Below are 20844 nucleotides of genomic sequence, written 5' to 3' on the forward strand. Positions count from 1 at the left end.
CCCGCACCCGCCGCCCGCCTTCCCCTCCCACCCCTGAATGGAGTCCCCCGTGGACATCGCCGTCGTCCTCCTCTACCTGCTCGCGATGATCGGATTCGGAGTGTGGGGCATGCGTCGCGCCCGCACCCAGGAGGACTACCTCGTCGCCGGCCGTCGCCTGGGCCCGATGCTCTACACGGGCACGCTCGCGGCGGTCGTCCTGGGCGGCGCCTCGACCGTGGGAGGGGTGGGCCTGGGCTACGAGTTCGGCCTGTCCGGTCTGTGGCTCGTCGCCTGCATCGGTCTGGGCATCCTCGCGCTCAGCCTCTTCTTCGCGCCCACGATCCAGCGGCTGGAGATCTACACCGTCTCGCAGATGCTGGAGCTGCGCTACGGCCGCGGCTCGCGCACCGTGTCCGGCCTCATCATGTCCGCGTACGGCCTCATGATCGCGACGACCTCGACCGTCGCCTACGGCAGCATCTTCCACGCGCTGCTGGGCATCGACCGGGTGCCGGCGATCCTGCTGGGCGGCTCCGTCGTCGTCGTCTACTCGCTGCTGGGCGGGATGTGGTCGATCACGCTGACGGACTTCGTGCAGTTCATCATCCAGACGATCGGCATCTTCCTCATCCTCCTGCCCATCGTCCTCACGCAGGCGGGCGGCTTCTCCGGCATCAGCGCGGCGCTGGGTCCCCAGGCGTTCGACCCCGTGGGCATCGGCGGCTCGACGATCCTCACGTACTTCCTCATCTACACGCTGGGGCTGCTGATCGGACAGGACATCTGGCAGCGCGTCTTCACCGCCCGCTCCCCCGGGGTCGCCCGCTGGGGCGGCGTCTCGACCGGTCTGTACTGCCTGCTCTACGCCGTCGCCGGCGCCCTCATCGGCACCGCCGCACAGGTCCTGGTCCCCGGCATCGAGGTGAGCGACGACGTCTTCACCGCCGTCGTCGCTCACTCGATGGCGCCGCTGCTGGGCGGCTTCGTCCTGGCGGCGGCGCTGTCCGCCGTCATGTCGACGGCCTCCGGCGCTCTCATCGCCGGCTCGACCGTGTTCCGTCAGGACGTCGTGGAGAACCTCTCCCACCGCCGAGGCCGCCCCGACTCCCAGCAGGACGCCTCCGCCCAGCTGGGCGGGGTCGACGAATCCCCCGACCGCCTGCGCGCCTCCCGCCTGTGGCTGGCCGCCTTCGGCGTCGCGAGCATGGGGCTCGCGTGTGTCATGCCCAGTGTCGTCGAGGCGCTCACGGTCGCCTACAACCTCCTCGTCGCGGGTCTCCTCATCCCGATCCTGGGCGGCCTCGTGTTCCGCCGCGGCACGATCGTGGGCGTGCTGGCGGGCATGATCGCGGGCTCCGTCACGACGATCGTCATGATGATCGTCGTGGGCATCTTCGCGGACTCGCCGATCTACGTGGGCCTGGGGGCCTCGGCCGTGGCCTACCTCGTGGGCTCCCTCGTCTCCCGACCGACGCCCCAGCCGGTCCTCGAGGCCTGGGACGCGCGCCTGCGCCGCTGAGCCGCCGTCACGCCGCCGGTGCCGGCCGGCGCAGGGCCACCGCGGCGACGACCGCGGCGACGACCATGAGTCCCGCCCCGATCGCAGACGTCAGGACCACGCCGGAATCGAAGGCGTGCGTGGCGGAGGTGAGCAGGGCCTCGGCGACGGGGTCCGGCAGTGCGCCGGCGACCTCGACGGCGCCGCCCAGGGTCTCCCCGGCGGTGGTCGCGGCCGCCCCGGTGACGGAATCGGGGACCTCGATGCCGGACCGGTAGGCGGCGGTGAGGATGCTGCCCAGCACAGCGGTGCCCAGGACGGCGCCGGACTCGTAGGCGGTCTCCGAGATCGCCGAGGCCGCACCCGCCTTCTGCGCGGGCACCGCGGACAGGATGATGTCGTTCGAGATCGTCTCCGCCGCACCCACGCCCGCGCCCAGGATCGCGAACGCGACGAGGAGGCCCAGGTCGGAGCCCGCCTGCCCGCTCACCAGCACGAGCCCGTAGCCCACGGCGTTGAGCAGCAGGCCGCCGGTCACGACCGCGACGGGCGGCACGACGCGGACGAGGGGCACAACGGCCAGTCCTGCGGCGATCGTGACGACCAGACCGGGCACCAGCAGGAGACCCGCCTCCATGGGCGTGCGGCCGCTCACCAGCTGCAGGTGCTGGGACACGAAGAACATGAAGCCCACCAGCGAGAACACGCTCAGCAGGTTCGCGATGATCGCACCGCTGAACGCGGGCACGGTGAAGAGGCGGACGTCCAGCATGGGCACGGGGCGCGCCAACTGGCGGCGGACGAAGAGGACGCCGCTCGTGACGGCGACGGCGAACGCCAGCAGCTGGACGACGTCCAGCCCGCCCTGCGCGAAGTCCTTGACCGCCCACACGAACGGCGTCATCGTCGCCATGACGAGCACGATGCTCACGACGTCGACGGGGCCGGGGTGGGGATCGCGCGACTCCGGGATGAGCCAGAGGCCCAGCACCAGGAGCGGGACGAGGACGGGGACGGCCAGGAGGAAGACGGAGCCCCACCAGAAGTGCTCGAGGAGGAAGCCGCCCACGATCGGGCCCAGCGCGGCCCCGCCGGAGAATCCGGCGGCCCAGACGGCGATGGCGGTGCGGCGCTCGGTGGCGTCGGTGAAGATGTTCCGGATGATCGACAGCGTCGCGGGCATGAGCATCGCGCCGAAGAAGCCCAGCCCCGCGCGGGCTGCGACGAGCAGCCCGGCGGTGGGCACGAACGCGGCGATCGCGGACACGATCGCGAACCCCAGCGAGCCGATGAGCAGGAGGCGGCGACGACCCACCGCGTCGCCCAGGCTGCCCATGGGCACCAGCAGTGCGGCCAGGACCAGCGGATACGCGTCGACGATCCACAGCAGCTGGGTGCCGGTGGGCGACAGCGCTGCGGAGATCCCCGGGATCGCGAAGGACAGGACCGTGTTGTCCACCGCCACCAGGAGCACCGGCAGCATGAGGACGGCCAGCGCGGCCCAGCGGCGGGGCGCACTGAGGCGGGACTGAGTGGTGGGGAGGAACAGTGTCGTCACGGGAGTGCTCCGGTCGGAGGCGCGGATTCAGCATCGTCCACTATACCGTCCAGTCGGTATAGTATGTGCCCTCGGAGGTGTGAGGATCGCCGCCGCGACTGCTCTGGCGGCGCACGGGCCGCGCGGGGTCTCCGATAGGGTCGCTCCCATGACGACCGCACGCGAAGGACTGCTGGACGCGTTCGAGGACCTGCTCATCGACGGCGGCGAGCGCTCGACGACGCTGGACGCCGTCGCCGCGCGCGCCCAGGTGTCCAAGGGCGGACTGCTCTACCACTTCCCCTCGAAGAACGCGCTGGTCGACGGCCTCGTGGAGCGTCTGCAGGAGCGCACGGACCAGGACTCGACGACGATGCGGGACGCCCCTCAGGGCGCGGCCGCGTACTACATCACCTCGTCCGCGGAGGTCGACACCCCGTTCGACCGCACGTTCCTGGCCGTGTTCCGCCTGGCGATGAGTGCGGAGGAGAGCGCGACTCGCGCCATCCAGCGCATCCGCGGGCAGTGGCTCGAGCTCATCCGGGACGACCTGCACGACGACGACCTCGCGATGGCGGTCCTACTCATGGGCGACGGCCTGTACTACAACGCGTCACTCGCCTCGGCCGGGCTGTCCGAGGCCCCGCAGACGGAGGAGGCGCTGCTGCGCGTGCTCGAGCGCCTGCGGGCTCGCGGCGACGGAGCCTGACGCACGGCAGCGGTGGCATCGCAGCGGTTGCATCGCGCCGACAGCATCGCACCGACGGCAGACAGGGCGAGGCCCCCGCAGGATGATCCCGCGGGAGCCTCGCCGAACGGCGCTCCTCAGCGCTCGGACACGGCGCAGTACTCGACGACTGCTCAGTACTCGATGACGACGCGACCGTCGATCTTGCCGTGGCGCATCTCGTCGAACACCGCGTTGATGTCCTCGAGCGGGCGCTTGGAGAACGTGGGCTTGATCTTCCCCGCCGCATAGAACTCGAGCGCCTCGACCATGTCCTGCCGGGTGCCCACGATCGATCCGCGGATCGTGAGGCCCTTGAGGACGACATCGAAGATGGGGGCGGGGAACTCGCCCGGGGGCAGACCGTTGAACACGATCGTGCCGCCGCGGCGGGTCATGCCGATCGCCTGGCCGAACGCGTCCTTGTGGACCGCGGTGACCAGCACGCCGTGGGCGCCGCCCACGGCCTCCTGGACGGCGCTGGCAGGGTCGCCGTCCATCGCGTTGACGACGACCTCGGCGCCGTGCTTCTTGGCCAGTGCCAGCTTGTCGTCGGCGATGTCGACGGCGACGACGCGCATGCCCATGGCGACGGCGTACTGGACGGCGATGTGGCCCAGCCCGCCGATGCCGGAGATGACGACCCACTGGCCGGGGCGGACCTCGGTGCGGCGCAGCCCCTTGTAGACGGTGACGCCGGCGCAGAGGACGGGGGCGATCTCGTAGGGGTCGGAGCCCTCGGGGATGATCGCGGCGTACTGCGCGTCGACGAGCATGTACTCGCCGAAGGAGCCGTCCGTGGAATAGCCGCCGTTCTGCTGCTGCTCGCAGAGCGTCTCCCAGCCCTGGCGGCAGTGCTCGCACTCGCCGCAGGCGGTCCACAGCCACGCGTTGCCGACCATCTGGCCGACCTCGATGTTGGTGACGCCCTCGCCGATCTCCTCGACGATGCCCACGCCCTCGTGGCCGGGGACCAGGGGGAGCTTGGGCTTGACGGGCCAGTCGCCCTCGAGTGCGTGGAGGTCCGTGTGGCAGACGCCGGAGGCGATGAGCTTCACCAGCGCCTGGCCGCGGCCGGGAGTGGGCTTCTCATAGTCGCCCACGGTCATGTCGTTGCCGAACTTCTCGACGATCGCTGCCTGCATGGCGGTCATGGTTCTCTCCTTCGAGTGGTGCGCACGCGTGCCGTTCTCGACGCTGAGACGCGTGCGCGGGGGTGTGGATTCCGGTCGGGATGAGTCGGTTCGGGTCGGTTTTGGGACAGCACAGGGCCGGGCGGAGGACCGCCCGGCCCTGGTACAGCGGGTGTTCCTAGGTGTGGATCAGAAGAAGCCCTGCGCGTTGTTGCTGTAGCTGACCAGCAGGTTCTTCGTCTGCTGGTAGTGGTCGAGCATCATGAGGTGGTTCTCACGACCGATGCCCGAGGACTTGTAGCCGCCGAACGCGGCGTGCGCCGGGTAGGAGTGGTAGTTGTTCACCCAGACGCGGCCGGCCTGGATCTGCCGGCCGGCGCGGTAGGCGGTGGTGCCGCTGCGGGCCCACACACCGGCGCCGAGGCCGTAGAGGGTGTCGTTGGCGATGGACATCGCGTCGTCGTAGTCCTTGAACTGCGTGGTCGCGACGACGGGGCCGAAGATCTCCTCCTGGAAGATCCGCATGTCGTTGGTGCCCTCGAAGACGGTGGGGGTGACGTAGAAGCCGCCGCTGAGGTCGCCGCCCAGGTCCGTCTTCTCCCCGCCGATGAGGACCTTCGCGCCCTCCTGCTTGCCGATGTCCAGGTAGGACATGATCTTCTCGAACTGATCGTTCGAGGCCTGCGCACCGATCTGGGTGTCCGTGTCCAGCGGGTTGCCCTGCTTGGTGGCCCGCACGCGTTCGATCGCGTCGGCCATGAAGGTGTCGTACATGCTGGACTGGACGAGCGCGCGGGACGGGCAGGTGCAGACCTCGCCCTGGTTGAGGCTGAACATCGCATAGCCCTCGAGCGCCTTGTCGTAGAAGGCGTCCTTCTCCTGCGCGATGTCGTCGAAGAAGATGTTGGGGCTCTTGCCGCCCAGCTCCAGGGTGACGGGGATGATGTTCTGCGAGGCGTACTGCATGATGAGACGGCCCGTGGTCGTCTCACCGGTGAACGCGATCTTGGAGATCCGCTTGTTCGAGGCCAGCGGCTTGCCGGCCTCCGCGCCGAAGCCGTTGACGATGTTGACCACGCCGGGCGGGATGATGTCGGACAGCAGCTCGATGAGCACGAGGATCGACACGGGTGTCTGCTCGGCGGGCTTGAGGACGACGCAGTTGCCGGCGGCCAGCGCGGGTGCCAGCTTCCAGACGGCCATGAGGACGGGAAAGTTCCAGGGGATGATCTGGCCGACCACGCCCAGTGGCTCGTGGAAGTGGTAGGCGACGGTGTCCTCGTCGATCTGAGAGAGGCCGCCCTCCTGCGCGCGGATGGCGCCGGCGAAGTAGCGGAAGTGGTCGACGGCCAGCGGCAGGTCGGCTGCGAGCGGCTCGCGGATGGCCTTGCCGTTGTCCCAGGTCTCTGCGACGGCCATCTTCTCGAGGTTCTCCTCGAGGCGGTCGGCGATGCGGTTGAGCAGCAGGGCGCGCTCGGCGGGGGTGGTCTTGTTCCAGGTGGGTGCCGCCTTGTGCGCGGCGTCGAGGGCGAGCTCGATGTCCTCCGCGGTGGAGCGGGCGACCTCCGTGAAGACCTTGCCGGTGACGGGGGTGATGTTCTCGAAGTACTCGCCCTTGACCGGGGGCACCCATTCGCCGCCGATCCAGTTCTCGTAGCGGGGCTTGAAATCGACGAGCGCTCCGGATGTTCCGGGCTGCGCGTAGACGGCCATGGCTGTCTCCTTCTTCTGCACGTCAGTGTGCGTCCGATCGCCCCGGCCGGGTCTGCGAGGTGAGCGGGTGTCCGTCACCGTCCCGCCGGGCTGTGGCTCCAGCCTAGGACGAGGCCCGTTGCACGAACGTTGCGCAGGTCACATGTGCCGTTGCGCGAGTGAGTCAGCCCGCCGCGTTCTCCGCGTCGATCGCATCGAGGCGAGCGACGGCGGCGGCTCTGCGCACGTCATCGGCCGGCAGCAGCCGCAGTGCCAGCATCCACGCGTCCTGGTCGTCCTGGGCGTCCTGCCGGCGCAGGTACGTCCAGAGGAGGTCGTGGTCCGCGAACTGGAGGACTGCCTCGCGCAGGGAGGTCGCCAGGGCGGTGCGGATGACCTCGATCTCCGGCGCGGTCGACGACGGCAGCACCAGACCTCGGCACAGTCGCACGGCCGTGACGACATCGCCGTCGGTGAGGGCGTCGTGCGCGGCCCGCGCGTCCGTGAGCGGCGCCCGCTCCCGGCCCTGAGTCCCCACCAGCCGGTACGGTCGCGACGCCAGCTCGACCTCTCCGCCGGCGGCCTCCCCCAGCACCCGCCGCAGCCGGTGCATCTCGACCCGCACGGTCGCGGCCTCGGGCGCCTCCTCGTAGGCCATCTCACCCAGCTGCGGCCCCGTGAGACCGTCGTCGTGCCAGTCGAGGAGGGTGAGGATCTCCGCGTGCCGCAGCCCGATCTGCCGCTCCCGCCCGTCGCGAGTCACCGTGGGCGCACCCGATCCGGCCACCCGCACGACGGGCCGCAGGGCGGCGGGTTCCGGCGCAGTGTGGTCGAGAGGAGCGGTGGCACCCGCTGGCGGGAGGTCAGCCGGCAGCGGGCCGTCCACGGGCGCCGACCGGTCGCCGAAGGAGACGCCGGTGAAGACGGTCGTCGTGGTGTCCGGGTCCGGACCGGGTTGAGCGAGCTCGGCCTCGATCGCGGCCGCCGCAGCGGTGAGGAGCGGGAGGCTGAGCGGCGAGACGGCCTCGTCGCCGCCCGTGATGTCGAGGACGCCCATGAGGGCGCGGGTATGCGGGTCGACGAGGGGCACGGCGGTGCAGCTCCACTCGCGGACGACGGGAGAGAAGTGCTCGGCCTGCGCGACGGAGGCCGGCGCCCCGGTCGCGACGACGATCCCCGGCGCCGAGGTCCCCATCGCCGTCTCCGACCAGTCCGCCCCCACCGCGAAGCCCATCGACTCGGTGCGTCGCAGCGACTGGTGATCGCCCTCGACCCAGAGCAGGCGGCCCTGCGCGTCGCCGATCGCGACGACCAGGCCCGTGTCCCGCGCCGGCTCGATGAGGAGGCGGCGGACGATGGGGAGGGCGCGGGCCAGCGGGCCCTCCGTGCGCAGGCGACGGAGCTCGTCCGTGTCGAGTCCCACCTGCGCGCTGTCGCGGCCGGTGGGCGGGAGCGCGCTGAGGGAGCGCTGCCAGGAGTCCGAGACGATGCGGCGGACCGCCTCCAGCCCGGCGTCCTCCTGGGCCTGGGACAGCGTGCTGAACGCGCGCGTGACGACGCGCTGGTACTCGCGGGCGAGAACGCTCTCGCCCGCCGCGCGTGACGTCTGCATGGTGCGGCGGCCTTTCACACGGTCCTCGTCGACCCGTCCCTGCGACCGGATGGAACCGGCCCGTTCCTGCGAAGACTAGTCGACATCCCTGCGGCGTTCCACGGCTGGTTCGCCGGGCGGGCGGCGGATGGGCGCGAACGGCAGGCGGGTGTGAACGGCGGGCGGGTGTGAACGGCGAGTCGGCGGGGTCAGCGCGCGGGGTCGCGCCGCCGGTCCGCCGCATCGCGCAGTCGCGTGAGCAGCGGGGTCGCCCGGTAAGGCACCATGTGCCGCATGACGAGGAAGGTGCGCGTGCGCTTGACCCCGGGGATCGCGAGGATCCGCCCGGCGATGCGGTAGAGGTCGTCCGCGTCCTGTGCGACCACCTGGATGAGGGTGTCGCCGGGTCCCGCGACGCCCAGGACCTCGAGGACCTCGGGCACCTGGGCCAGTGCCTCGCCCACCTCGTCGAGCCGGCGCTGCTTGAGGTTCGCGAGGATGTAAGCGCGCAGCGGGTAGCCCAGCGCGGCGGGGTCGATGCGGTGATCGATCGGGTGGAGGGCCTGGGCCTCGAGCCGGTTGACCCGCGCGTGCGCGGTGTTGCGCGCGACGGACAGCCGATGCGCCAGGCCGGCGATCGTCGCGCGCGGGTCCTTCACGAGCTCCAGCAGGAGACGCGCGTCGAGCGCGTCCGCCGCGCGCCGGGCCGGCGCAGTCGTCATGTCCGCCGGCGGTCGTGCAGCATCGGTCGGTCCGTTCTCGCGTGCCACGTGGTCACGCCCCTCCCCCGCCGTCGGAGTTCCGACGATGCATCGATTCCATCACTTCGAGCGCACCCACTGTCAGTGGATTCGAGCATATCGCTCAATGTTGCCATCTGCGCTTGAGCGTTGTGCGGTGTCCTGGTTGTGTCTGTCCTCAAGCGGCACCATCCTCGCCGCAGTGCGCACGACAGATCCGTCGGCAGCAGCTCCGGGACAGCTCTTCGTCCCCGTCGGCACAACCGCCGGCAGCCGCAGAGGCCGGTCCGCCGGCCCGGTGCACCATCCCCGCCACCGGGTCGGCCCCTCCCCCGCGCTCCCCGCGTTCCGGAGAGTCACCGGCCCCACACTCCTCGCCAGACGGAGGCCACCGTGCATTCGCAGTCCGCAGTCCTCGACGAGATCCAGCGCCGCGTGCTCTGGCTGTCGACGTCGATCATCCACCACGCCAACCGGGTCCGCCCCAACGAGTCCGGGCTCAAGGTGGGCGGCCACCAGGCGTCGTGCGCCTCGATCTCCACGATCATGACCGCTCTGTGGTTCACGACCCTCACCCGCGACGACCGCGTGAGTGTCAAGCCCCACGCCGGGCCGGTCTGGCACGCGATCAACCACCTGCTGGGCGACCTCGACGAAGCGCACCTCACGACGCTGCGCCAGTACGGCGGACTCCAGTCGTACCCCAGCCGGACGAAGGATCCGGTCCCCGCCGACTACTCGACGGGTTCCGTGGGCATCGGCGCGACCACCCCCATCTGGGGTGCGATGGCGCGCCGCTACGTCGACACCGTGCTGCGCCCCGTGGGCGGCGGCCGCCAGTACTCACTGGTGGGTGATGCGGAGCTGGACGAGGGCGCGGTGTGGGAGGCGGTCGTCGATCCGGCCGTCAAGCACCTGGGCGAGATCGTGTGGATCATCGACCTCAACCGCCAGTCGCTGGACCGCGTCGTCCCCGACATCGCCGCGGGCCGCATCGAATCCATGTTCGAGGCCGCCGGCTGGCAGGTCATCACCGTGCGGTTCGGTCGTCTCCTCGAGGACCTGTTCGCCCGGCCCGGCGGCGCGCACCTGCGCGAGCGGATCCTCGCGATGTCGAACCCCGAATACCAGCGGCTGCTGCGCTGCAGTGCGGACGAGGTCCGCGAGCGCCTGCCCGGCACGGGCGAGGGCGCGGAAGCTCTGCGGGAACTCATCGCCGGCCTCGACGACGAGACGCTGCTGGCGGCGATCCGCAATCTGGGCGGGCACGACATCCCCACCCTGCTGGACGCCTTCGCCCGCATCGACGACACCCGACCCACGGCGCTCATCGCCTACACGATCAAGGGGCACGGCCTGCCCAGTTCGGGGCATCCGCAGAACCACTCCGCATTGCTGAGCCAGGAGGAGTACGAGGAGCTGGCTCGTCTGCACGGCCAGGATGCGACCGCGCCGTGGACCCGCTTCGACGAGGGCACGGAGGCCGGGGACCTCGTCGCCCGGGCCGCAGAGCGCCTGCGCCGACCCGACTACCCGCCCGCTCCCGCGCCTGCGCTCACCCTCGACCTGGGCCGCGCGCACCGCGGGACGACCTCCACGCAGGCGGCGCTGGGGCGCGCGCTCATGGACCTGAGCCGCCAGTCGCCGGAGACTGCCCGACGCGTCGTGACCGTGAGCCCGGACGTGTCGTCGACGACGAACCTGGGCGGCTGGGTCAACAAGGTGGGCGCCTGGAGCGCCGCGCAGGCGCCCAACTGGTTCGCCGACGACCGCGAGACGATCCTCCAGTGGAACGAGTCCGCCCACGGCCAGCACATGGAGCTGGGGATCGCGGAGACGAACCTCGTGGGGCTGCTGGGCGAGCTGGGCGCGACGTGGAGCCGGTGGGGCGAGCCGCTGTATCCGATCGGAGTCCTGTACGACCCGTTCGTGAACCGAGCGCTGGAGCCCTGGACGTTCGGCATGTACGCGGGTGGCCAGTCGATCCTGGTGGGCACACCCTCGGGCGTGACACTCGCTCCGGAAGGCGGCGCCCATCAGTCGATCACGACGCCGTCGACCGGGATCGAGGTGCCGGGGCTGCTGGCGTACGAGCCCGCCTTCGCGCAGGACCTCGAGTGGGTCCTCCTGCACGCGATCTCCCGGCTGGGGCGGCCGGACGGGGCGTCCTCGTACCTGCGCCTGTCGACCCGGGGCATCGACCAGGCGCTGGCGGCGGTGCCCGAGGACCCCGCAGCACGGGCGCGCAGGCGCGAGCAGGCGGTGGCCGGAGGGTACCTGCTGCGCGCGGCGGAGGCTCCGCAGGCGACGCTCGTGGGCATGGGCGCGATGATGCCGGAGGTCCTGGCCGCCGCCGGCCGCCTGGAGCAGCAGGGCACACCGGTGGACGTCGTCTGCCTCACGAGTCCCGGACTGGTGTTCCGCGCGCTGCAGGCGTCACGCCGGTCCGGGGTCACTGCGGAGAACAGCTGGATCCTCGACCAGGTGTTCCCGGCCTCGCGCGCCCGGCCGATGGTGACGGTGCTGGACGGGCACCCGCACTCCCTGTCGTTCCTGGCGACGATCAATCGCGTCGACCACATCGCACTGGGCGTGAGCGAATTCGGCCAGTCCGGCGACATCGCGGACGTCCACCGTCACCACGGCATCGACGCGGACGCGATCGTGCGCGCGGCACTGGACGCCGCGCAGAAGTGAGGAGGCCGCGGTCACCTGAGCGACCGCGACGGGCGACTGGCGGAGCCGGGAACCAGGACCGAGGCCGGAGCTGGGTTCAGGACCAAGCCCGAGGCAGGAGCCGACGACGGCAGACCGACCCGGCCCCGGCCTCGGCGGCGTCAGTCGTCGAGGACGTGCGCCAGCATCGCAGAGCCCAGGGCTCGCATGTGGGCCTCAACGGCGACGCGCACGGGGGTGGGTCCGGCGTCCGCGTCCGGTGACCACTGCGCGAGGACCGCGTAGGACAGGGCCGCGGCGGGGCCGATGACGACGCCGGCATCAGCACGGACGCCCGCGTCGTGACCGGTCTTGTGCCGCAGCAGCACCCCGCCGTCCGGGTCGCGGTGGGCCAGCGGGTCGAGGTGGAGGCCGCCCGCGACCATCGACGTGTCCGCGCCGGCGGCCAGCAGTTCGAGCACGCGCGCGGAGACGGTCGGCGAGACGGCCTCCCCGGCGTGGAGGAGCGCGAAGAGGTGGGCCAGCTCGCGGGCGCTGCCGCAGGAGGGCGCCGATGGGTGCTGGGGTCCGCGCTCGTCGCGGATCGCGTCGAGGAACGCGGTGTGTGCGAGCCCGAGGTCCCCTCCCGTCGCGCGCACCGCGTCCAGTCCGCAGAGGTCGGCCAGGGCGTTCGTCGCGAGGTTGTCGCTCACCGCCGCGACCAGCAGGCACGCGTCCTCGACGGTGACGGTGCGGTCGAGGAAGAGGTGGAGGAGGCCGGAGTCGGCGACCTCGTGGGCGGGGGCGATCGGCAGGGGCGCGGCCAGGTCGAGGCGGCCGGCCTCTGCCTGCTTCAGGACCTCGAGGAGGAGCAGCACCTTGCCCATGCTGGCGGTGGGGAGCACGCGGTCCGCGTCATGGGTGAGGAGCGGCTGTCCGGTGTCGAGGTCGACGACGGCGATCGACCAGGTGACGGCGTGGCCCTCGACTGAGGTGGGGTGGGTAGGGCCATCGCACCGATGCGAGAGGGACGGCTGCGGGGACGCCGGGGTGGGCCAGGGACTCATGCCCCTCAGTATTGCGCAGCAGGCAGGGCCTCTCACGTGGGAGGTGGGTCGCATCACGCAGGTGGGTCGCCTCGCGAACGAGATGCGCCCACTGGCGCAGGTGGGCCACCGGCGACTGCGACCCTGCGGACGGCAGCCCTTCTACGCGCAGAAAAGCGACTGACGCCCTCCGACACACAATCCTGTGACGCATAGTGAGCACCTCCTCATCAGCACAAACGTGCCCGATTGACAGAAAGCGGACCTGATCGGCACAAATTTCCCGCCACCCCTGGTTTTCGCGCGCTCGTTCGAATAAACTGTTCCCATACGGAATCGAACGTCTCGGCTCGGCAGTGACGCCAAGCCGCTAATCCCCACTCCAGCCACGGCGGGAGGTGAACACGATGACGACGCATCCAGGACATGACCGGACGCAGGGTTCGGGTGAAGAGCCCGCGCCCGGCCCGCGCTTCCGCACGGCCTTCTCCCACCACGATCGTGACGTCCTCTCCGGTCGCGCACCGCATTACGTCGACCTCCTCGACACCCTCGACACAGTCGTCGCCGATGCGGCAGGCCACCGGTCGCTGGGCGCCCAGGAGGCACTCGCCGGGCTCAAAGCGCTCGAGCAGGCTCGTCGGCACGTCGAGCGCCTCTCCACCGACCTCCTCGCGCACTACGAGCAGGTGGGAGATCCCACCGCGCACGGCTACCGCAGCGTCGTCCAGCTCCTCGAGGGCGAGTTCCGTATCCCCTCGCACGAGGCACGCCGTCGGACCCAGCTCAGCACCAACCTCACCGACCGCGTCTCCACCACCGGCGAGCCGCTCGCACCCCTGCGGCCGGCGATCGCGCGGAACTTCGCGGAAGGCCGCCTCTCCTCGGACGAGGCCCGCACCCTCTGCAAGGCCGTCGACGACCTGCCGCCCACCGTCAAAGCGCAGCACGCGCACCAGATCGAGAAGACCCTCGTCGACCTCTCCCCCACGGTCCGCGTCAAGGACATCCCGAAGCTCAGCCAGCGCATCATCGAGCACATCGACCCCGATGGGAAACTGCCCCAGTACGAGACCGACCCGATGGCGTACACGGTGACGCTCAATCAGCAGGCCAATGGTGACTGGAAACTGTCCGGCCTGTTGGATTCCCCCACGGGGACGACACTGCAGGCACTGCTGATGGGACGGATGAAGGACGACGCCCTCATCCCCGTCGTGGTCCGTTCCCTCACTGCGGACCGCACCGCCGCAGTGGGCGGAGTCTCCGATGACGGAGCGGGAGCCACTACTCGCCAAGCCACGGGCGAGGGAGTCTCCGAGGGCACTGCGGCAGCGGGCGCACGAGGCGCCGGAGACTCTGCGGCTGCAGACGACGCCGGTTCATTCTCCGGCGAGCGCTTCCTCCCCGACGAGTTCTACAACGACCACACTGATGCGACCCACAGCGTCGCCACCGGCGCTTCGTCCCACACCACCGGTGGCGACGCGCCTCACTTCGGCAACGGAGTCCACGAGGACGGGCACCTCAACACCCAATGCAACCCGGGCATCGATCGACCCCCTCCCGGTGTCGCCCGCCACGACCGCCTCGCGTTCCTGCTGCGCTCCGTCACGCGCGAACGCGTCCTCCACGGTGCCGACCACGCACTCGTCGTCTCCGCCACCCCCGACGACCTGACGAATCCGCGTCGCACCCTCGCCACGCAGTTCGGTGGGCCCATCACGCTCAAGGACCTCGAGAAATGGTCCACCGCGGCACAGACCTTCACCCACGTCGCCGATGGAGAAGGCCGCACCGTCGAAATCCATTCGCAGGGCAGGTTCGCCAACCGTACCCAGATCGCCGTCCTCACCGCCCGCGACCAGGGCTGCACATTCCCCGACTGCAACGCACCGCCCCACTGGTGCGAGGCCCACCACATGATCCCCTATTCCCAGGGTGGCGAGACCACCGTCGACAACCTCACCCTCGTCTGCCCGTTCCACCATCGCTGGCACGAGCGCACCGGGTGGACCACCCGATTCCACCGCGGGCTGCCAGCTTGGAAGCCGCCCCGCAGCATCGACCCGCAGCAGCGGCTCCTCTTCCACTCCCGCTTCCGCGCGGCTCTGCTCGACCTCCCGCCCACTCTCCTCGACACCACCTAGTGCGGACGCGGGGCTGGGGCACGCCGGGCGCGGTGGGTGAGGTGCGTCCGGGAACGGGGGCGGGGGCGGGGGCGGTGAGCCGAGCGTCGCGGTAGGCGAATCGAGCAACGGGTTCGACGAGTCGCGTCATGGGTTCGGAGTGTCGAGCGGCGGTTCTCGACTGAATGCAGAGCCGTCGGCTGGCCACAAAGCCAGCCGACGGATTCGTGAATCAGGCGTGCCTGATCTGACGGGTGTTCCCGGTCTCCCCATCCAGATCTATCGACGCGTCCGCGGATCGTCGTCTCCGCCGATCGCCCTGTCCGCGGCCCGTCGGGCCTTTCGGATCTTGTCCTCATGCTTCGACCCGGCGGCCCTCCTCGCCGCGTCCTCGGCGCGGTCGAGCACCTGCCGGCCCTTGTCTCCCCGCAGTGCGCGGCGCAGTCCTCGCATGATGTCTCCTGCGCCCATGTCTCCCCCTCGCTCGTGATGTGGAGGAGACACTATCCGTGGGGCCTGCGGCGATCCGGTGAGACGGCTGCAGAGACGACGGGAGCGACCAGCGCTCGGCGGGAGCGAGGAAGGCCGTCGACGAGAGCGGTGGAGCTGAACAGCGGGGTGGCCGGAACGCGTCGGTATGCAATGTAGGGGGAGTTCCCGGTCGCGGCACGTGCCGTGTGCGGACCCTGGGCGCGCACCGATCCGGACACGAAGAAGACCCCTACGGTCCGCACCGGAATGCGGATCGTAGGGGTCCAGGGGGTTGTGGAGATGGCGGGAATCGAACCCGCGTCCGTCGACGAATCGCCGGGTCTTCTCCGGGCGCAGTCCGTGAAGAGTTTCTTAGGTCCTGGCCACCGCACGAACACGTAGACCAACGGACGGAGTCGAGTGAAAGTCCCGCACGCACCCCCGACATGTGCGTGCAGCAGTGGCTTCCTAGCTGACGCCAGGATCCGGAGCGGAAGCTACCCCGGGCTGACGGATTCGCTCAGCTCGCTATCAGGCAGCGAGGGCGAAATCGGTGCGAGTCTTGGATTCAGCACCTATTGGTTTGCAGAGGACATTAACGAGTTGACTCTGCGTTCTCGGCCCGCTTCTCCCGGCTCAACAGCCGGCGTCGAAACCGATCATCCCCCTATTCAGTTGCCATCGGCCCCACCGAGTGGAGCCCGACACCTCCCGACCCTGATCCAGACCAGAGCCGGAAGAACCACTGTACACCGCGCAACGCGCCGTCAGCCATTCGTATTCCCGCGCCGCCCGCGCGGGCGTCCGGGTCACCTGCGGCGCAGGCTCGACTTCATCGCGCGCTCGGCTTCGCGCTTGTCCTGCTTCTCACGCAGGGCCTGACGCTTGTCCCAGTCCTTCTTGCCCTTCGCGATCGCGATCTCGACCTTCACCCGCGATCCGTCGAAGTACAGCTCCAACGGCACCAGCGTCTTGCCGGACTCCTTGATCTTCTGCGAGATCTTGAGGATCTCCTGCTTGTGCAGCAGCAGCTTGCGACGCCGGCGCGCCGAATGATTCGTCCACGTGCCCTGCGCGTACTCAGGGATGAACACGTGCTCCAGCCACGCCTCCCCCTGGAAGATGAGGGCGAACCCGTCCGTGAGGTTGGCACGCCCCTCGCGCAGCGACTTGACCTCTGTGCCGGTGAGGACGAGGCCCGCTTCATAGGTGTCCTCGATGTGATATTCGTGCAGCGCCTTCCGATTGCGCGCGATCGACTTCCGTCCGGTGTCCTTGGGCACGAGCCCCTCCTCTCGACTGACTGGGCTGACACATGGTCCGGTCATGCGCGTTCTGGATGACCGGTCCCCTGAGCGAACGATCCAGTCTACCGCAGGCGCCGCCACGCGGGGAGGCGATGACCCGCCATCAGATCCCCACTGTGAGACGAGGACGCCCGTGAGGTCAGGAGATCCAGTCCATCGGGTCGACGTACGACCCGTCCACCATGACTTCGAAGTGCAGGTGGCAACCCGTCGACGAACCCGTCGTGCCCGCCATGGCGACGGTGTCGCCCTCGCTGACGCTCTGTCCCGCGCGCACGACGTTCCGCGTGTTGTGGTTGTAGGTCGTCGCGATGCTGGCGCCGTTCGACTTCCCATGCGACAGGACGACCCGGTTGCCGTAGCCTCCCGCGACGCCGCTGGAGACCACCACTCCGTCCGCCGCCGCGTAGACCGGCTGACCGCACGGCACGCCGAAGTCCGTGCCCGTGTGCATGCGCCGCGTCCCGGAGATGGGGTGCGTGCGCCATCCGTACTGCGACGTGATCGGATGTCCGGGCGCGGGGTTCTTGAGGAACCCGTCTCCCGGCAGCGTCCGGTTCCCGTCGCCGTTGTCCTCCTGCCACTCGCGGATCTCGTCCGCCAGTCGCTCCTGCTCCTCCTTCTGCTTCCGCAGCTCCTCCGCGGTCGCAGCCTGGTTGTCCTCGATCGTCTGCGCAGCGGAATCCTTCTGAGAGATCAGGTCGTCCAGGGACGACTTCGCCTCCACAGCGGCGGCCTCCGCGGCCTCCTTCTCGAGCACGACCTCGGCGGCCTCGTCCTTGAGATCCGAGATCTCCTCCGCGATCGCGTCGAGGCGGTTCTGGCTGCTCACGTTCGCCGCACGCTGCTCGCCCAGCTGCGTGATCGTCCGCTGCTGGGAGCGCACGGCGGAGTCGACGCGGGTGAGGCCGTCCAGGCCGTTGTCACTCTCCGCCATCTGCAGCAGCATCGCGAGATCGCTGGTCACACCGGAGTTCTGGTAGGCCCGCCGGGCCACGCCCACGACCGCCTGCTCCGAGTCCTCGATCTGGTCGGTGCCGTCGTCGATCTGCGTCTGCAGCTCCTTCTCCGCGTTCTCCGCGGAGGTGAGGCGGGCGGCCAGCTCCTCGTCCTTGCGCTCCGCCTCCGCCAGCTCGTCGGACGCGGCGGTGACGGCGTCCTCGGCATCCGGCATGCGGTCCTCGGCGTCCTCCAGCTCCGCCACGACGCGGGCCAGCTCCTCGCTGAGCCCCTCGTGCTCCCGCTGGAGCTCCTCCACGCGCTCGTCGACCGAGGACTTCTCGTCCTGCGGATTCGCCAGTCCCGGCGACGTGGGCGCCAGCAGCACGAGCACGAAGAGGGACGCGAGCACCGCGAGGACCCGGGCGCGCGCGCTGCGAGGAGACTTCAGCATGGAGACGATCACACCTTCATGTACCGACGGAGGGTGAGCCAGGACGAGACGCCGGCCATCACCACACCCACCAGCACCAGCAACGGGGTGACGAGAGCGACATCGGACAGGTTCACGAGACTGACCCCCGCGAGACGGGACTGCAGCCACCCGGACACACCGAAGTGTACGCCCACGCCCAGGACTCCGCCCGCCAGCAGACTGCCCACGGCAGCGGCGATGATCCCCTCCAGGATGAACGGCAGCTGGATGAAGAGGTTCGACGCGCCCACCAGGCGCATGATGCCCGTCTCCCGACGCCGGGTGAACGCGGACAGGCGGATGGTCGTCGCGATGAGCAGCACCGCGCACAGCGTCATGATCGCGGCGATGCCCACGGCGACGGCGGTGGCGACGTTGAGGATCCGGAACAGCTGGTCCAGCAGCCGGTTCTGGTCGACGACCTCCTCGACCCCCGGAGTCGCGGAGAAGTACTCGCTGATGATCCCGTACTGCTCCGCATCCGCCAGCTGGATGCGGAACGACTCCTGCATCTGGTCCTCCGGGACCGTGCCCTCGAGGCTGGTCCCCTCGAACTGCTCCTCGAACAGGCGATGCGCTGTCGCCTTGTCCTCGAAGTGGACCTCCTCGACGTAGTCCTCGAGATCCGGAGACGACAGCGCGGCCTCGATCGCGTCCTTCTGCTCCTGGGTGACCTCGCCCTCGGCGCAGGTGGGGGCCTCGGAGTCGGGCGGACACAGGAACACGGCGACCTGCACCCGGTCGTACCAGTAGTCCTTCATCCCGGAGATCTGCATCTGCAGCAGCACCGCCGAGCCGATGAACAGCAGCGACACGAACGTCACGAGCACGACGGAGATGATCATCGAGAGGTTGCGGCGCAGACCCGTCAGCACCTCCGACAGGATGAACGAGGTCTTCACGGCTGGGTCACCTCCGGCCGGTAGCCGCCCACCTCGTCGCGGACCATCTCCCCGGAGCGCAGCTCGATGACGCGCCGGTTCATCGAGTTCACGATCGACGAGTCGTGGGTCGCCATGAGCACGGTGGTGCCGAAGCTGTTGATCCGCTTGATGACGTCCATGATGTCCTGGCTGGTCGCGGGGTCGAGGTTGCCCGTGGGCTCGTCCGCCAGCAGGATGCCGGGCTTGTTGACGACGGCGCGCGCGATCGCGACGCGCTGCTGCTCGCCGCCGGACAGCTCATGGGGGTAGCGCTTCTGCTTCCCGTCGAGGCCCACGGTCTCGAGGACGTCCGGCACCAGTGTGGAGATCGCCGCGCGCGACTTGCCGATGACGTGCAGCGCGAACGCGACGTTGTCGAACACGTTCTTGTTGGGCAGCAGGCGGAAGTCCTGGAACACGGTCCCGATGCCGCGGCGCAGATGGGGCACCTTCCAGCTGGGCATCCGCGCGGTCTGGGTGCCGGCGACCGTGATGCGGCCGCGCGTGGGCACCTCCTCGCGCAGGACCAGGCGGATGACGGTCGACTTCCCCGATCCCGAGGCCCCCACCAGGAACACGAACTCCCCCGCCTCCGCGGTGAACGACAGGTCCGCGAGCGCGGGTGCGGTGCGGTGGTCGTAGGACTTCGTGACCTTGTCGAACGTGATCACACAGACTCCGGGGCTGGGGGGACGGCGGACGGCAACGGGGCGCGGGCCGGCACACCGGGCGCCGGGTCCCACCTCACTCTAGGGGTCACCGGGGCGTGCAGGGCACCTTTCGACCGCGTCCCCGCGTGTCGGTCCAGCGGACTCCCAGGGTGCGGTGACCGCTCCCGAGACCGTGGCTGGGCCGGCTGGGCCGCGCTGGGATCAGTCCGCGGCCTCGGCTGCCATCTCCTGCTCCTTGCGCCACCGGATGCCGGCCTGCAGGAAGCCGTCGATGTCGCCGTCGAAGACGGCGGACGGATTGTTGACCTCGTGGTTCGTCCGCAGATCCTTGACCATCTGGTAGGGGTGCGTCACGTACGACCGCATCTGGTCGCCCCAGCTGGCCTTGATGTCGCCGGCCAGCTCCTTCTTCTGCGCGTTCTCCTCCTCCTGCTTGAGCAGCAGCAGGCGGGACTGGAGGACGCGCATCGCGGCCGCGCGGTTCTGGATCTGCGACTTCTCGTTCTGCATGCTCACGACGACGCCCGTGGGCACGTGCGTGATGCGGACCGCGGAGTCCGTCGTGTTGACCGACTGTCCGCCGGGGCCGGACGACCGGTACACGTCGATGCGCAGGTCGTTCTCGTCGATGTCGACGTGGTCCGTCGATTCGATGAGCGGGACGACCTCGACAGCGGCGAACGATGTCTGGCGCCGGCCCTGGTTGTCGAACGGGCTGATGCGGACCAGGCGGTGCGTGCCCGCCTCGACCGACAGCGTGCCGTAGGCGAAGGGGGCGTCGACCTGGATCGTCGCGGACTTGACGCCCGCGCCCTCCGCGTACGAGGTGTCGAGCTCCTTGACCGCGTACTTCCGGTTCTCCGCCCACCGGATGTACATGCGCGTGAGCATCTGCGCGAAGTCCGTCGCGTCGTCACCGCCGGCACCTGCGCGGACCGTGATGACAGCGGAGCGCTCGTCGTACTCGCCGGACAGCAGTGTGGAGATCTCCAGCTCGCCCAGTTCGCCCTTGAGCTTCTCGATCTCTGCGTGGGCCTCGTCGACCGCGTCCTGGTCGCCCTCGTCCTCGCCCATCGACACGAGCAGCTCGACGTCCTCGATGCGCTGGTCGAAGCGATCGAGCTTCTCCAGGACGGACTGCTTGTGGGACAGCTTGGACGTCACCTTCTGCGCGGCGTCCGGGTCGTCCCAGAGGTCCGGCGCGGCGGCGGCATGGGTGAGCTCCTCCACCTCGCTGCGCAGGGTGTCGACGTCGGACACCTCGCGGATGGAGGAGAAGGTGCGCTGCAGTGATTCGATCTCTGCGGAGAAGTCTGTGGCCATAGTCC

General features: G+C 69.9%; 16 protein-coding genes and 1 other RNA gene. 4 read left to right on the forward strand and 13 right to left on the reverse strand.

What is annotated here, in order from left to right; all coding sequences use genetic code 11:
• Positions 1–49 precede the first annotated feature (49 nt).
• Positions 50–1501, forward strand: a complete 1452-nt coding sequence (locus HGBR_RS03250) for a sodium:solute symporter family protein (RefSeq protein ID WP_019157892.1) — start codon at positions 50–52, stop codon at positions 1499–1501.
• 7 nt (positions 1502–1508) lie between these two features.
• Here the strand turns inward: HGBR_RS03250 and HGBR_RS03255 are convergent, their stop codons facing one another.
• Positions 1509–3038 carry an MFS transporter gene (locus HGBR_RS03255; RefSeq protein ID WP_019157893.1) on the reverse strand — a complete coding sequence of 510 codons (1530 nt, stop codon included), beginning with the start codon at positions 3036–3038 and terminating at the stop codon, positions 1509–1511.
• Positions 3039–3186: 148 nt separating this feature from the next.
• Here HGBR_RS03255 and HGBR_RS03260 point away from each other — a divergent pair, with 148 nt between their 5' ends.
• Entirely contained in the window at positions 3187–3726 is a 540-nt protein-coding gene (locus tag HGBR_RS03260; protein WP_019157894.1) for a TetR/AcrR family transcriptional regulator, read from the forward strand.
• A 152-nt stretch (positions 3727–3878) separates the two neighbouring features.
• On the opposite strand, the gene adhP is transcribed toward HGBR_RS03260, so the two are convergent.
• The 4 genes from adhP to HGBR_RS03280 form a co-directional block, all read right to left on the reverse strand.
• Complete coding sequence (adhP, locus tag HGBR_RS03265) at positions 3879–4898, reverse strand: alcohol dehydrogenase AdhP (RefSeq protein WP_019157895.1); 1020 nt, start codon at positions 4896–4898, stop codon at positions 3879–3881.
• 168 nt (positions 4899–5066) lie between these two features.
• Positions 5067–6590 (reverse strand): acetaldehyde dehydrogenase ExaC, encoded by a 1524-nt coding sequence (gene exaC / locus HGBR_RS03270; protein ID WP_019157896.1) that lies wholly within the window; start codon positions 6588–6590, stop codon positions 5067–5069.
• Positions 6591–6753: 163 nt separating this feature from the next.
• On the reverse strand, positions 6754–8181 hold the full coding sequence (locus HGBR_RS16220; RefSeq protein WP_019157897.1) for a GAF domain-containing protein: 1428 nt from the start codon (positions 8179–8181) through the stop codon (positions 6754–6756).
• A gap of 188 nt (positions 8182–8369) precedes the next feature.
• Positions 8370–8882, reverse strand: a complete 513-nt coding sequence (locus HGBR_RS03280; RefSeq protein WP_040364653.1) for an Lrp/AsnC family transcriptional regulator — start codon at positions 8880–8882, stop codon at positions 8370–8372.
• Between the two features lie 411 nt (positions 8883–9293).
• On the opposite strand from HGBR_RS03280, the gene HGBR_RS16225 reads away from it, so the two are divergent.
• Positions 9294–11597 carry a transketolase-like TK C-terminal-containing protein gene (locus HGBR_RS16225; protein ID WP_019157899.1) on the forward strand — a complete coding sequence of 768 codons (2304 nt, stop codon included), beginning with the start codon at positions 9294–9296 and terminating at the stop codon, positions 11595–11597.
• Positions 11598–11737: 140 nt separating this feature from the next.
• Here the strand turns inward: HGBR_RS16225 and HGBR_RS16230 are convergent, their stop codons facing one another.
• Positions 11738–12622: a serine hydrolase gene (locus HGBR_RS16230; protein WP_019157900.1), complete on the reverse strand. Its 885-nt coding sequence runs from the start codon at positions 12620–12622 to the stop codon at positions 11738–11740.
• Between the two features lie 386 nt (positions 12623–13008).
• Between HGBR_RS16230 and HGBR_RS18650 the strand changes: the two genes are divergently transcribed.
• Complete coding sequence (locus HGBR_RS18650) at positions 13009–14751, forward strand: HNH endonuclease signature motif containing protein (RefSeq protein ID WP_019157901.1); 1743 nt, start codon at positions 13009–13011, stop codon at positions 14749–14751.
• A gap of 258 nt (positions 14752–15009) precedes the next feature.
• On the opposite strand, the gene HGBR_RS19295 is transcribed toward HGBR_RS18650, so the two are convergent.
• The 7 genes from HGBR_RS19295 to prfB all read right to left on the reverse strand — a co-directional run bounded on the left by HGBR_RS19295 (position 15010) and on the right by prfB (position 20839).
• Entirely contained in the window at positions 15010–15201 is a 192-nt protein-coding gene (locus HGBR_RS19295; RefSeq protein WP_083882707.1) for an Rv0909 family putative TA system antitoxin, read from the reverse strand.
• A 292-nt stretch (positions 15202–15493) separates the two neighbouring features.
• Positions 15494–15868: a transfer-messenger RNA gene (gene ssrA, locus HGBR_RS19300) on the reverse strand.
• A gap of 142 nt (positions 15869–16010) precedes the next feature.
• Complete coding sequence (gene smpB / locus HGBR_RS03305) at positions 16011–16484, reverse strand: SsrA-binding protein SmpB (RefSeq protein WP_019157903.1); 474 nt, start codon at positions 16482–16484, stop codon at positions 16011–16013.
• 163 nt (positions 16485–16647) lie between these two features.
• Positions 16648–17901: a M23 family metallopeptidase gene (locus tag HGBR_RS03310; RefSeq protein ID WP_026077292.1), complete on the reverse strand. Its 1254-nt coding sequence runs from the start codon at positions 17899–17901 to the stop codon at positions 16648–16650.
• A gap of 8 nt (positions 17902–17909) precedes the next feature.
• Positions 17910–18824, reverse strand: a complete 915-nt coding sequence (ftsX, locus tag HGBR_RS03315) for a permease-like cell division protein FtsX (RefSeq protein ID WP_019157905.1) — start codon at positions 18822–18824, stop codon at positions 17910–17912.
• Positions 18821–19516 (reverse strand): cell division ATP-binding protein FtsE, encoded by a 696-nt coding sequence (gene ftsE / locus HGBR_RS03320; protein ID WP_019157906.1) that lies wholly within the window; start codon positions 19514–19516, stop codon positions 18821–18823. The genes ftsX and ftsE overlap by 4 nt, the downstream gene beginning before the upstream one ends.
• Before the next feature lie 201 nt (positions 19517–19717).
• Positions 19718–20839, reverse strand: a complete 1122-nt coding sequence (gene prfB, locus HGBR_RS03325; RefSeq protein ID WP_019157907.1) for a peptide chain release factor 2 — start codon at positions 20837–20839, stop codon at positions 19718–19720.
• Positions 20840–20844 lie beyond the last annotated feature (5 nt).

Source organism: Brevibacterium senegalense (assembly GCF_000285835.1).
GTDB classification, from domain to species: Bacteria; Actinomycetota; Actinomycetes; order Actinomycetales; family Brevibacteriaceae; genus Brevibacterium; species Brevibacterium senegalense.